Genomic DNA, 13,768 nt, shown 5'->3' with positions numbered 1-13,768 from the left:
CGTGATCTCCAACCCCCGTGCCAGTCACGTTAGGGAGCGGCGCGGAATTCTGGATCCGGGAGAATTACGTATTTCGGGTACGCGCCGAACGCGCAGCGCGCATCCGCCACAACGCACCGCGCCCCCGACCCGGATCGGGTCGAGGGCGCAGGTCAGCGCGCAAGGCTACTCGTCTTCAGAGTCTTCGTCTTCAGAGTCTTCGTCGTCGTCCACGTCGTCGGAGTCTTCGTCGAAGAGCTCGGTGTCGTCGGCGTCGTCGTCGATATCTTCATCGGAATCGTCGTCAGCATCGTCATCGGCATCGAGTTCGTCATCACCGTCGATCTCAGCTCCGTCGAGATCGTCTTCGAAGTCGCTTTCGAGCTCGTCGGCATCATCGAGCTCGTCAGCATCATCGAGTTCTTCAGCGTCGTCGGCGCCGGGAGCCGCCTGCTTCGCATGACCTTCCCGATACTGCGCGAGACGCTCCGACCACGGCACCCAGTCAGGAGCGACCACGGAATCCGGTCCGGGGAGCAGTTCGACCTCGAGCACGGTCACCGGCGCATCAGCGCTCGTCCGTGCCAGGGTCGCTGCCCAGCGCCATCCCGGATAGCCGGCGAGTCGGCATTCGAACAGCAAGGTGAGCACGTGCGCTTCGTCGACCTCGTACCCCGCCTCGGCGCCGATCGTCGATGGATCCGTGATCTCGGCGAGAGCGGCGCGCCCCTGCTCACGAGCAGCCAGCAGCACCGGGTCGGGAGCGATCTCGGTCTCAGACATCGAAATCGTCCGCCACGCGCCGCAGCATCGTCGCGACCTTTCGCGCCTGCGGGCGTTCGGGGTACTGACCGTGCTTCAGCCGCTCACCGAGCCCGTCGAGCAGCTTCACGAGATCTTCGATGATCACGGCCATCTCATCGGCCGACTTGCGGCTGCGCTTGGCGAGACGCGGAGTGTCGAGCACATGCACCGACAGCGCCTGCGGACCGCGGCGCCCGTCTGCCACGCTGTACTCCAGACGAGTGCCCGCCTGAATCTCGGCGTCCGCCGGCACCACCGATGCATGCAGGTACACCTGAGCGCCATCATCGCCCTGGATGAACCCGAAGCCCTTGTCTTCGTCATAGAACCTGACCTTGCCGTTCGGCATGCCTCGTTCCTCTCCGTCTCGTCGCGATGCCCCGCGTTCCGCTCACGCCGGTTCGCGAGCGCGGGTTCCCGCATATCCAGCCAATTCTAGCGGTGCATCTTGCCCTCGCGCGGAGGCCGAATTCCGATAAAATGGAGCGGATGTCCACTGAACCCAGCACGCCGTCGATCCTCGAGCGGATCCTCGCCTACGCGTCCCTCTCCATCATCGCGTTGGCGCTCCTGTCCTTCTTCGCGACCCTCATCGTCGGCTTGAACAACCGCTTCGCACTCGCCGAGGGGTTGTGGCCCGTTGTCTACGGCATCTCGATGATCGGGCTGCCCGTCGGCTTCGTCCTGTTGATCGCCCTGCTGATCCTCAGCCAGCGCCGCCGCCGGTTGGAAACGCGAAGGATCTCCGGCCGCTAGGTCGGAATCGCTCATGAGCGGAACCCTCGCGCTCGCCTCTGCAATCGCAGAGATGGATCGCGACACCCTCGATGCGCTCGTGCGCAGCCGTCGCCCGCATGCCCCCGCAGGCATCTCCGACCCGATCGGCCTCGCCTCCGACCTGTTGAAGACCGAGTCGATCGCCCGCGCTCTCGCTCCGCTCGATCGCGCTCGGCTCGCAGCAGTGCGCGAACCCGAGAACGCTGACGCCGGGCTCATCGCCGAGCTGGTCGGCATCGGGCTGCTCGGCCGAGACGGGGGATCAGCCACCAGTTTGCCCGAGGTGAGAGCCGCGCTCGACGACGCAGTGGCCGTCGCACGCGTCGAACCCGATGCACTCGCGCTCGGATCCGCAGCACTCGGCGATGCTGTAGAGGTGGACACCAGCGCATGGTTCACGTCGGCCCTGACCGCGGTCGGGCAGTCGGCGGAGTGCCTGCGCACCCTGCGCGATCGACCGGGCAAGTTGAACCGGTCGGGAAGCATCGCCGTCGCGACCGTGAAGCAGTTGGCAGAATCGACGGGCGTCGAGCCCGACGAGGTCGCACTGGCGCTCGCCGCGCTCATGCGAGCCGGCCTCATCACCGCGCTCGTCGACGATCAGCTCCTCATCACCGCCGCGCCGTCGAGCGCATGGTTGGCGAGCACCCACACCGAACGGTGGCTCGCTCTCGCCGAGGCCGCGGCCCGCCAGATGCCCGCGCCGCTGCGCACCGAGTGGATCGCGGCAGCGCATGCCGAAACCGGCCTGCGAGCGCTCGCCGCCGCGATCCCGAACCAGTACCCCCTGCTGCCCGCTGCCGAGCTGACCGCGGTCGGCGATTTCGTGCGCGGCGCCGAATACCTCGGTCTCACGCTCGACGGCCGATTCACCGCGGTCGCCGACGCGCTCCTCGTCGGGAACGACGCCACGACCGACATCGCCGATGCCATGCCCGAAACTGCGACTGGCGTCTACGTGCAGCCCGACCTGAGCGTCGTCGTGCCCGGCCCGCTGCCGCCGCACGACGAAGCGGTACTGGCCGCACTCGCGAGGCCCGAGCACATCGGCGTCGCGTCGACGCGCCGCATCAGCGAGGCGTCGATCGCAGAGGCCTACGAGCGGGGGCTCACGCCGCACTCCGCACGCGAAGCGTTCACGCGCATCTCGCTCACCGGCATTCCGCAGCCGCTCGAGTACCTGCTCGACTCGCTGGGCGAACGCGTCGGGGGCATCGTCGTCGGTGAATACGTGGGCGATGAGGGGCGCACCCGCCTGTCATTCGCACGGCCGGAACTCGCCTCCACGCTCTCGGTCGACCGCGCCCTGCAGCACCTCCAACTGCAGCGATCGCGATCGTCGGACACCGTGCTCTATTCACGACTCAGCCCCGACCACGTGCTCGCCGCACTCGCCGACGCGCGTTACCACGCCTCTTCACGGGTCGCGGCACTGCGGGAGGCCCGCGGCACGCACGTCGACGCGCAGGTGGAGGTACCGACAGCTCGCTCCGTACCGGGCGTCGCGGCGGCCGCAGCCGAGGCGCCGGATCCGCTCGAGGCGCTCGTCGACCGCGTCTTCACCGCGGCCCGCTCCGAACCCGGGACGGGTGATTTCACGCGGCGACTCGAACTCGCGATTCGCGACCGCAGCCCCGTGCTGGTGACCGCCGAGGCGCGCGGCGAGGTGCGCACCTTCACCCTCCTGCCGGTTTCGGTGAACGCCGGCCGGTTGCGCGCGGCCGATCAGGCGGCCGGCGTCGAGCGCACGCTGCCCGTCAATATGATCACCTCCGTCGAACCCGCCTGACCCGGCGAACGGCCGAGCCGACCGCCGACGACCCCGGTAGTTCAGCGACGCGCGGTAGACTCGCTGGTTATGACTCTCGGCCCCCTCATCGTGCAGAGCGACCACACCGTGCTTCTCGAAGTCGCCCATCCCGATGCCGAGGACGCGCGGCACGCGCTCGCCGTCTTCGCCGAGCTGGAACGCGCTCCCGAGCACATCCACACGTATCGCGTCACTCGGCTCGGGCTGTGGAATGCGCGCGCTGCGGGCCACACCTCGGAAGAGATTCTCGAGACGCTGAATCAGTACGCCAAGTTCCCGGTGCCGAGCGGCGTCGCGAGCGAGATCGCGGATACGATGCGCCGCTACGGTCGGCTCACGATCGAGCGCGCCGAGGTGCCCGGCGACGCCGCGGCTGCCCTCGCCGGTGACGCGGACGACGCCGCTTCGGGTGAACCTGCGCCGACGCAGCTCGTGCTCCGCTCCGAGGATCCGATGGTGCTGCGCGAGGTGGCCAGTGCCAAGAAGATCGCCCCGCTGCTCGGCAATCGCATCGACGAGCACACGTTCCCGGTGGAGGCGTGGGCTCGCGGTGAACTGAAACAGCAATTGGTCGCACGCGGCTGGCCCGCCGAAGATCTCGCCGGCTATCGTGCGGGCGACCCGTACGACATCTCGCTCATCCAAGACGGCTGGCAGCTGCGCGATTATCAGGCGAAGGCCGTCGAGGCCTTCCAGCGCGGCGGCTCGGGAGTCGTGGTGCTGCCTTGTGGAGCGGGCAAGACGATCGTGGGCGCGGCGTCGATGGCTGCGGTCGGCGCGAAGACCCTGATCCTCGTCACGAACGCGGTCTCCGCTCGCCAGTGGCGCGACGAGCTGCTGCGACGCACGAGCCTCACCGAAGACGAGATCGGCGAGTACTCGGGGCAGGTGAAAGAGGTGAAGCCCGTCACCATCGCGACGTACCAGATTCTCACGAGTCGGCGAAAGGGCGAGTACGCGCACCTCTCGTTGCTCGATGCCGAAGACTGGGGCGTGATCGTCTACGACGAAGTGCATCTGTTGCCGGCCCCGGTCTTCAAGCTCACCGCCGACTTGCAGGCCCGCCGCCGCCTCGGCCTGACCGCCACACTCGTGCGCGAGGACGGCCGGGAGGGTGACGTGTTCAGCCTCATCGGCCCGAAGCGCTACGACGCCGCGTGGAAGGACATCGAGGCGCAGGGGTTCATCGCACCCGCTGAGTGCTTCGAGGTGCGCGTCGATTTCGGCGAGGCGGAGCGCATGGACTACGCGGTGGCGGAGGATCAGGATCGCTACCGCATCGCGTCGAGCGCGCTGATCAAGCAGCCGGTGGCACGACGCATCATCGACCGCCACCCCGGCGAGAGCATACTCGTGATCGGGCAGTACATCGATCAGCTCGAGTCGATGTCGGAGGCGCTCGGCGCACCCCTGATCACGGGGCAGACCCCGGTCGACGAGCGAGCTCGACTGTTCCAGGCGTTCCGTGACGGGGAGGAGAAGATCCTCGTCGTCTCGAAGGTCGCAAACTTCTCGGTGGATCTCCCGGATGCCTCGGTGGCGATCCAGATCTCGGGATCGTTCGGCTCGCGACAGGAAGAGGCACAGCGTCTCGGCCGTCTGCTGCGGCCGAAGTCGAACGGAGCCACTGCGTCCTTCTACACGCTCATCACCCGCGATACGGTCGACCAGGACTTCGCGCAGAACCGGCAGCGCTTCCTCGCCGAGCAGGGGTATGCGTACACGATTCTCGACGCCGACCAGTTGTGAGGGTGAGAATCGGCCGCGATTCACGACGCGCTGCTGATCGCGTGCGTACACTGATGTGAACGTACACATTCGAGTTTCAGCGCGGAGGCCCTGATGTCCGGAGACGGAGAGGCGCGGGCCAAACCGGCGAGCATTCGCGACGTCGCGCGCCTCGCGTCCGTCTCCTACCAGACCGTCTCGCGCGTGCTCAACGATCACCCGAGCATTCGTGATGACACGCGCCAGCGGGTGCTCGCCGCGATCCAGACCCTCGATTATCGACCGAATCAGGCCGCGAGGGCCTTGGCCTCGTCGCGCCCCAACGTGCTGGGCATCCTCTCGGCAACGGTCGGCGAGTACGGCACCACGTCATCGATCGTCGCGATCGAGCAGGTGGCGAGAGAACGCGGCTTCTCCATCAGCACGCTCAATCTGCCCGACGCCTCCCCCGAGGCGATCGGAGAGGCGGTGCGCCAGTTCGAGCACGAGCAGGTCGCCGGCATCATCGTGCTCGCGCCACAGGTGCGCGTCTTCAACGTCATCGGCGGGCTGGGGGTCAGAGTTCCCGTCGCCACCCTGCACACCGGGGCAGGGGGGACTGCTGAGACCATCGCCTCCGACCAGCGCCTCGGCGCGGGCCTTGCGGTGCAGCACCTTGTCACGCTGGGGCACCAGGACATCCTGCACATCGCCGGCCCGCAGGATTGGATCGAGGCGGAATCGCGAATGCACGGGTACTTGGATGCGATGTTCGAGGCCGATCTCTCGACGCTGCCGCCGATCCGTGGTGATTGGACGGCGGATTTCGGGCACTTCGCCGGGCGTGAGCTCGCAGGGAGACGCGACTTCACCGCCATCTTCGCGGCGAACGACCTGATGGCGATCGGCCTCATGCACGGCTTCCGCGATGCCGGCGTTCGCGTGCCCGAAGACATCTGCGTGATCGGCTTCGACGACATACCGGTCGCGGCCCACATGTGGCCCACGCTGTCGACGGTGCGCGTGGACTTCGCGGAGCTCGGCCGCCGGGCGGTCGCGCATCTCCTCGCGGCCATTCAGCAGCAGCCCGCTCCACAGTTCGATCTGCTGAGCCCCGAGCTGATCGTGCGGCAATCGACAAGCGCGCCCGCAACGCGCCGGTAACAATTCTGTAACCACCCGACAACGTCTTGACACTCGGCGTAACATGATCCACGATGTGAACGGTCACACGAGTGACGACATGGATGACAGCGAGGTCAATCAAGTGGAACCAGCGACGCAGCGGGCCGACCAGGCTCCCGTGCTGCAGATGCACGACATCACCAAGATCTTCCCGGGCGTGAAGGCACTCTCCGAGGTGTCGCTCACGGTGCGGCCCGCGACGATCCACGCCATCTGCGGGGAGAACGGCGCGGGCAAGTCGACGCTCATGAAGGTGCTCTCGGGCGTCTACCCGCACGGCACATATACCGGCGACATCGTCGTCGAAGGCCGTGAGATGCGCTTCCGCGATATCCGGGCGAGCGAGGAAGCGGGCATCGTGATCATCCATCAGGAACTCGCCCTGATCCCCGAGCTCTCCATCACGGAGAACATCTTCCTCGGCAACGAACTGCGGCACGGCGTCGGCATCGACTGGCGCACGGCACGCACGCGCACCGTCGAGCTGCTCGAGCGGGTGGGCCTGCGCGAGGATCCCGATACGCCGATCAAGGCGCTCGGCGTGGGCAAGCAGCAGCTCATCGAGATCGCGAAAGCCCTCAACAAGAATGTACGACTGCTGATTCTCGACGAGCCGACCGCGGCCCTCAACGACACCGACTCGGAGCACCTGCTCGGCCTCATCCGCGATCTCAGAGATCGCGGCATCGCGTCGATCATTATCAGCCACAAGCTCAACGAGATCGAGCAGATTGCCGACGACATCACCATCATTCGCGACGGCCGAGTCGTCGAGACCCTTGATGTGCAGCACGGCACGATCAATGAGGATCGCATCATCCACGGCATGGTCGGCCGCTCCCTCGAGCACCGCTACCCCGACCGCACGCCGAACCCCGGCGAGGTCTTCTTCGAGGTGCGCGACTGGGTCGTGCAGCACCCGACGGTGCCCGAGCGCTACGTGGTGAAGGGCTCGAGCCTCGATGTACGCCGTGGAGAAGTGGTCGGGATCGCGGGCCTCATGGGCGCCGGCCGCACCGAGCTCGCCATGAGCGTCTTCGGTCGTTCCTACGGGCGCTTCATCTCGGGCACGCTCGTGAAAGACGGCGCGGAGATCGTGGTGCCCGACGTGCCAGCGGCGATCCGACACGGAATCGCCTATGTGAGCGAGGATCGCAAGTCTCTCGGGCTCAACCTCCTGGATTCCATCAAGCGATCCGTGGTGTCGGCCAAACTCTCGAAGATCACGCATCGCGGCATGGTCGACGCGCGCGAGGAGCGCATCGTCGCGGAGAAGTATCGCAAGTCGCTGCGCATCAAGACGCCCGACGTCAACAACGGCGTCTCCAGCCTCTCGGGCGGCAACCAGCAGAAAGTGGTGCTGGCGAAGTGGATGTTCACCGACCCCGACCTGCTGATCCTCGACGAGCCCACCCGCGGCATCGACGTCGGAGCCAAGTATGAGATCTACTCGATCATCAACGAGCTCGCCAACGCCGGCAAAGGCGTCATCGTGATCTCGAGCGAGCTCCCCGAGCTGCTCGGCATCTGCGACCGCATCTACACCGTGTTCGAGGGCCGTATCACCGACTGCATCCCGGCCGACCAGGCAACACCCGAGACGCTCATGCGCAGCATGACGTCGCTGAACGAGAAGGCGCACGCATGACCTCGACCGACACGAAGACCACGGAGAAGCACAGCTTCCGGTTCTCAGACATACGCGCGATGTTCGGCGGCGGCGGGCAGTCGACGCTCCGCCAGTTCGGCATCCTCGGCAGCCTCATCGCGATCATCCTGATCTTCCAGATCTTCTCCGACGGCCTGACGCTCTCGCCCGGCAACGTCATCAACGTGATGCAGCAGTACTCCTACATCCTGATCCTCGCGATCGGCATGGTGATGGTCATCATCATGGGCCACATCGATCTGTCGGTCGGCTCGGTCGCCGCCTTCGTCGGCATCGTCGTCGCGAAATCGATGGCCGAGTGGAACTTCCCCTGGTGGGCCGCCATCATTCTCGGCATCGGCCTCGGAGCGCTCGTCGGAGCATGGCAGGGTCTCTGGGTCGCATACGTCGGAGTTCCGGCGTTCATCGTGACCCTCGCCGGGATGCTCTTCTTCCGCGGCGCGAATCAGTGGATCGGCGACTCCATCTCGGTTCCCGTTCCCAAGGAGTTCGTGACCATCGGCGCCGGCTACCTTCCCGAAATCGCGGGGATCCCGATCCCCTACAACGTGCCGACCCTCATCCTCGGCGTGCTCGCCGCCGCCTGGCTCGTGTTCTTCGAGTGGCGCACGCGCCGCCAGCAGAAGAAGATGGGCTCGGAGCGCGCTCCGCTCTGGGTGAGCGTCGTCAAGGTCGTGCTGCTGTGCGCGGTGATTCTCGGTGCCGCGCTGCTCTTCGGCAGCGGACGCCCGGGTACGAGCTTCCCAGTATCGGGCATCATCCTGCTGGCGCTCGTCATCCTCTACTCCTTCGTGACGAACCACACGGTGTTCGGTCGCCACATCTACGCGGTCGGCGGCAACCGCCAGGCCGCGAAGCTGTCAGGAGTGAAGGATCGCCGCGTCGACTTCTTCGTCATGATGAACATGTCGGTGCTCGCCGCCGTCGCGGGCATGATCTTCGTCGCCCGATCGCAGGCCTCCGGCCCGCAGGACGGCAACGGCTGGGAACTCGACGCGATCGCGGCCGTGTTCATCGGCGGCGCAGCGGTCTCCGGCGGCATCGGTACGGTCATCGGATCGATCATCGGCGGTCTCGTGATGGCGTTCCTGAACAACGGCATGCAGCTGCTCAGCTTCGGCGCCGACACCGTGCAGATGGTGAAGGGCGCTGTGCTGCTCGTCGCCGTCGGCATCGACGCCTACAACAAGCAGCAGGGCCGCCCGTCCGTGCTCGGCTTCCTCACGAAGCGGCGCAAGCCCGCCGGTGAATTCGGCGGCATCGACACCACTCCCATCGGCGCCCGCGCCATGGAGGCTCCCCCAGCTGCGCCGCCCGCCCCGGGCTCACGCAGCACCTCCTCACAGACTCCTCCCGCCGCAGACGACAGCGCGACGAAGGAACCCGGCTCTCGCTGACGAGAGTTCGACGATTACAGAAAGCGAATGGAATCATGAAACAGAGAATCCTCCTCTCCGCGGGCGCGCTGCTCGCCGCTGCAGCCCTGGCACTCACCGGCTGCTCCTCGGAGCGCGCTGGAGACACAGGCGGCTCCGGCGACACCGATGGGGCTGCGACGTCGACCGGGTTCGAAGCGGGCTCGACCATCGGCGTCGCGCTCCCCGATAAGACGAGCGAGAACTGGGTGCTCGCCGGCAAGCTGTTCACCGACGGTCTCGAAGAAGCAGGGTACAAAGCCGACGTGCAGTACGCCCCGGCGTCGAACACGGTCGCCGAGCAGCAGAACCAGATCCAGGCGATGGTGACCGGTGGCGCGAAGGTCATCGTCGTCGGCGCGAAGGACGGCAAGCAGCTCGCCACCCAGGTGCAGGCAGCGAAGGACGCGGGCGCAACCGTCATCGCTTACGACCGCCTCATCGAGAACACCGACGCGCTCGACTACTACGTCGCCTTCGACAACTTCAAGGTCGGCCAGCTGCAGGGCCAGGCGCTGCTCGACGGGCTCGAGGAGCGCACCGACCACGACGCACCGTACAACGTCGAGCTGTTCTCGGGTTCGACCGATGACGCGAACTCGGCGGTCTTCTTCAACGGGGCCATGGACGTGCTGCAGCCGAAGATCGACGACGGCACCCTCGTCGTCGGATCGGGCCAGACCGACATCCAGCAGACGGCGACCGCCGGGTGGAAGGCCGAGAACGCCCAGAGCCGCATGGACACGATCCTGACCTCCGCCTACAGCGACACCGATGTCGACGGCGTGCTCTCCCCCAACGACACGCTCGCGCGTGCCGTGCTCACCTCGGTGGAGCAGGCCGGAAAGCCGCTTCCCGTCGTCACCGGCCAGGATTCCGAGGTCGAGTCGGTGCGCTCGATCATGGAGGGCAAGCAGTACTCGACCATCAACAAAGACACTGCTCTGCTCGTCGAGCAGACCATCAAGATGATCGGCCAGCTGCAGCAGGGCGAAGAGGTCGATGTGAACGACACCGACCAGTACGACAACGGCTCGAAGGTCGTACCCGCCTACCTGCTCGATCCGGTGATCGTCACGCAGGAGAACGCGGCCGACTCGTACCAGAACGTGCCGAACCTGCTCGAGATCGTCGAAGAGTACAAGTAGCACTCGCGACATTCCCGCACTCAGCTGCGCCGGGGCACGGCAGGATCATCCTCCGCACCCCGGCGCAGTGCCGTTTCGAAAGGCTTCGCATGACCGACCACCGCTTCTCCATCGACACCGACGCCCACCGCGCGTGGCTCGGCGATCAGACCGCTCGGCTGCTCGCGTTCGCCGAACCGGCGCTCGACCCGAGCGGCGGCTTCTCCTGGCTCGACGACTCGGGCGCCCCTGCCACCTCCCAGGGCGCGCAGCTCTGGCTCGCCGGCCGCTACACCTACTGCGCGGTGCTCGGGCACTTGCTCGGCGTTCCCGGGCAGGCCGAGCGCGTGGAGCACGGGCTCGCATTCCTCCGCTCCGGAGCATTGCGCGACGCCGAGCACGGGGGCTGGTTCGTCACCGTGGGCGCGGCGGACCCTGCGACGAATTCCGACGCGAAAGAGAGCTACGGGCACGCGTTCGTGCTGCTGGCCGCAGCATCGGCGAAGCTCGCGGGGTTCGAGGCCGACGATCTGTACACCGACGTGCTCGACGAACTCGAGCGCTGGTGGGAACCGGAAGCGCGCATGTACGCCGACACGTGGAACCGCGAGTTCACCGCGCTCGACCCGTATCGCGGCGCCAATCCCAACATGCACCTGGTCGAGGCGGGCCTGCTCGCGTACGAGGCCGATGGCGATCCCCGTCACGTCGAGCGCTCGACGGCCATCGTGCGACGCCTCATCGGCGACGTGACCGCGAAGAACGACTGGCGATTGCCCGAGCACTATCTCGAGGATTGGACGCCCGATCCCGAGTACGGCGCCGACTCCCCTGACAGCCACTTCCGGCCGTACGGGGCGACCGTCGGTCACTGGCTCGAGTGGGCGCGCCTGCTCATCGCACTCGAGACAGCGCAGCGCGAGGCGACCGGATCGGCCGACACCTGGTTGACCGATGCGTCGCGCAGCCTGTTCGCCCGCGCGGTGGAAGACGCTTGGGACGAGGATCGCGGTGGCTTCGCCTTCAGCACCGACTGGGCGGGCACCGTGCTGAACGACCACCGCTTCCACTGGGTGATCGCCGAGGCTATCGGCACGTCGGCGGCGCTCTTCCGCGCAACCGGAGATGCGTCGTACGCCGAGTGGTACGCCCGCTTCTGGGAGTACGCGGCGACGCATCACATCGAGGCGGATGGCAGCTGGATCCACGAGCTCGACGCCGATGGGGCGCCAGCGAGCGGCACCTGGAGCGGCAAGCCCGACCTCTACCACGCGCTCCAGGCGACGCTCTTCGCGCGCCTGCCCATGACGCACAGCCTGACGCACGGGCTGCGATCCGGCGCCCGCGAAGCGAGCTGACCCGCCGGCCCCTCAGCGCAGCCCTGCCCCACTCCGCCCCAAAAAACGGCGAGTGGGGCGGGGAGGAGGAGGGTTACACCTCTACCAGCACCTTGACCTGCTCGGGGTCGTTCGATGCGTCGAACGCCTGCTGGGCCTGATCGAGGGGGAAGACCCCCGTAATGAGCTCGTCGAGCGGCAGACGACGCTCACGCAGCAGTTCGATCGCCGCCTCCACGTCTTCGCGCACATACATGAGGTTGCCCAGCAGCGCGATCTCGCGATCCTGGATCAGCTCGAGGTCGATGGTCGTCGGCCCCGCAGGCACGCCCACGGTCATGACCGTGCCACCCTTCTCGAGCATCTCGATGGCGAGGTGCACCGTCGATTCGCGCGAGACGCAGTCGAACACCACGTCCGCCTTGCCGCCGAGCTCGCGCATCGCGGCCGCAGCGGCATCGGGGGCGCTCGAATCGAAGCTGCCAGAGGCGCCGAGGCGCTCCGCTCGGGCGCGCTTCGACTCGAGCAGATCGGCGACCACGACCTTCTCGGCCCCCGCGTGCAGCGCCGCGATCGTCACGAACAGGCCGATGGGGCCCGCGCCGAGCACCACGACGCGCGCACCCGTGAGATCCCCCGCGCGGCGCACGGCGTGCACGGGAGTCGCGAGGGGCTCGATGAGCGCCGCTTCGCGGTCGCTCAGGTCGTCGGGCAGCGGGATGACGCGGTCGGCGGCGATGGCGAAGCGATCCGTCATGCCGCCCGGCGTCTGGCAGCCGAACACATCGAGGGTCGCGCAGATGTTGTACCGGCCCCGCTGGCACGGCGTGCACTCCCCGCACGCGAGGTTGGGCTCGATGACGACTCGCCGGCCCACGAGATCGGCCGGCGCGTCGGGGCCGACAGCCTCGACGACGCCGATCACCTCGTGCCCCGGCCAGAACGGCAGGGACATGAACGGGTGGCGGCCGTGCGCAGCGTGCACGTCCGATCCGCAGATGCCGACGATGGTCGAGCGCACGAGCACCTCGCCAGCACCCGCGACGGGCGCCGAAATCTGCTCGACGCGGATGTCATCGGCCCTGTTGACGACGATACGACGCACAGCGTCTTGCACGTCGCTCATCAGACTGCCGTGTATCCGCCGTCGGCCACGAGAACCGATCCGGTGATGAACGACGAAGCCTCGCTCGCGAGGAAGACGACGCTGGGCGCGATCTCCTCGGGCAGGGCGAAGCGCTGCTGCGGTGCATCCTCGATCCAGTAGCGCTGGAACTCGGGGTTGTCGACCGGCGCCATCTCCGTCTTGACATAGCCGGGGGCCACGGCATTCACGCGAATGTTCAGCGGAGCCCACTCGACCGCGAGCGACTTGGTGAGGTGGTGCACCGCGGCCTTCGATGCGTTGTAGGCCGGCTGCCACTGGGGGCGGTTGACGATCAGACCCGACATCGAGCCGATGTTCACCTGCGAACCGCCACCGATCTCGCGCATGTGCTCGCCGACGGCGATGCTCGTCTTCCAGAGCGCGCGGACGTTGAGATCCCACACGGCATCCCACTGCTCATCCGTGACGCTCCACGATTCGCCGTGGAAGCAGGTGCCCGCGTTGTTGACGAGGATGTCAATCTGCCCGAGACCGCCCTTGGCCTCGTCGACCATGCGCGTGATCTGCGCGTCATCGGTGATGTCGGCGGTGATGGCGACGAACTCGTGGCCGCGCTCAGCGGCTTCCGTGACGACCTGCGCGTTGCGCTCGGCGCTGCGGCCGACGATCGCGACGCGGGCGCCGGCCTCGGCGAGCCCGTAGGCGAACGCCTTCCCAAGGCCCTGGTTACCGCCGGTGACGAGAGCGGTCTTGCCCTCGAGGCTGAACGAAGTCATGTTTCGTGTCCTTTTCGTGTAGATGCGTGGTGCGACGCGCGCAGCGAGTTGCGCGCGTCGTGTGATGCGAATGC

General features: G+C 67.1%; 12 protein-coding genes. 8 read left to right on the top strand and 4 right to left on the bottom strand.

The features are described 5' to 3' along the window. Positions 1–165 precede the first annotated feature (165 nt). Positions 166–762: a DUF3027 domain-containing protein gene (locus AB0O71_RS00695; RefSeq protein ID WP_363740752.1), complete on the bottom strand. Its 597-nt coding sequence runs from the start codon at positions 760–762 to the stop codon at positions 166–168. Next, positions 755–1,132, bottom strand: coding sequence for a cold shock domain-containing protein (locus AB0O71_RS00690; protein ID WP_363740749.1), 378 nt, complete (start codon positions 1,130–1,132; stop codon positions 755–757). Before AB0O71_RS00690 ends, AB0O71_RS00695 begins: the two co-directional genes overlap by 8 nt. Positions 1,133–1,272: 140 nt before the next feature. Here AB0O71_RS00690 and AB0O71_RS00685 point away from each other — a divergent pair, with 140 nt between their 5' ends. From AB0O71_RS00685 to AB0O71_RS00650, 8 genes are all read left to right on the top strand, one after another. Beyond that, positions 1,273–1,539 (top strand): hypothetical protein, encoded by a 267-nt coding sequence (locus AB0O71_RS00685; RefSeq protein ID WP_363740747.1) that lies wholly within the window; start codon positions 1,273–1,275, stop codon positions 1,537–1,539. Between the two features lie 13 nt (positions 1,540–1,552). Continuing rightward, positions 1,553–3,349, top strand: a complete 1,797-nt coding sequence (locus AB0O71_RS00680) for a helicase-associated domain-containing protein (RefSeq protein WP_363740745.1) — start codon at positions 1,553–1,555, stop codon at positions 3,347–3,349. Between the two features lie 69 nt (positions 3,350–3,418). Then, positions 3,419–5,119, top strand: coding sequence for a DNA repair helicase XPB (locus tag AB0O71_RS00675; RefSeq protein WP_363740743.1), 1,701 nt, complete (start codon positions 3,419–3,421; stop codon positions 5,117–5,119). Between the two features lie 93 nt (positions 5,120–5,212). Next, a complete protein-coding gene (locus AB0O71_RS00670; RefSeq protein ID WP_363740741.1) occupies positions 5,213–6,241 on the top strand; it encodes a LacI family DNA-binding transcriptional regulator in 1,029 nt (342 codons plus the stop codon). Between the two features lie 79 nt (positions 6,242–6,320). After that, a complete protein-coding gene (mmsA, locus tag AB0O71_RS00665; RefSeq protein ID WP_363742109.1) occupies positions 6,321–7,910 on the top strand; it encodes a multiple monosaccharide ABC transporter ATP-binding protein in 1,590 nt (529 codons plus the stop codon). Beyond that, positions 7,907–9,328, top strand: a complete 1,422-nt coding sequence (gene mmsB, locus AB0O71_RS00660; protein ID WP_363740739.1) for a multiple monosaccharide ABC transporter permease — start codon at positions 7,907–7,909, stop codon at positions 9,326–9,328. The genes mmsA and mmsB overlap by 4 nt, the downstream gene beginning before the upstream one ends. A gap of 35 nt (positions 9,329–9,363) precedes the next feature. Next, entirely contained in the window at positions 9,364–10,494 is a 1,131-nt protein-coding gene (locus AB0O71_RS00655; RefSeq protein WP_363740737.1) for a sugar-binding protein, read from the top strand. Between the two features lie 89 nt (positions 10,495–10,583). Continuing rightward, positions 10,584–11,831 (top strand): AGE family epimerase/isomerase, encoded by a 1,248-nt coding sequence (locus tag AB0O71_RS00650; protein ID WP_363740735.1) that lies wholly within the window; start codon positions 10,584–10,586, stop codon positions 11,829–11,831. Positions 11,832–11,904: 73 nt separating this feature from the next. Here the strand turns inward: AB0O71_RS00650 and AB0O71_RS00645 are convergent, their stop codons facing one another. Beyond that, positions 11,905–12,936: an alcohol dehydrogenase catalytic domain-containing protein gene (locus AB0O71_RS00645; RefSeq protein WP_363740733.1), complete on the bottom strand. Its 1,032-nt coding sequence runs from the start codon at positions 12,934–12,936 to the stop codon at positions 11,905–11,907. Next, the gene (locus AB0O71_RS00640; RefSeq protein ID WP_363740731.1) at positions 12,936–13,694 is read right to left on the bottom strand and encodes a glucose 1-dehydrogenase; all 759 of its coding nucleotides are present in this window, start codon (positions 13,692–13,694) and stop codon (positions 12,936–12,938) included. Before AB0O71_RS00640 ends, AB0O71_RS00645 begins: the two co-directional genes overlap by 1 nt. Positions 13,695–13,768: the final 74 nt, after the last annotated feature.

Source organism: Leucobacter sp. NPDC077196, assembly GCF_040687075.1.
In the GTDB taxonomy this organism is placed as follows: Bacteria; Actinomycetota; Actinomycetes; order Actinomycetales; family Microbacteriaceae; genus Leucobacter.
This window is presented reverse-complemented; position numbering and strand designations above follow the sequence as displayed.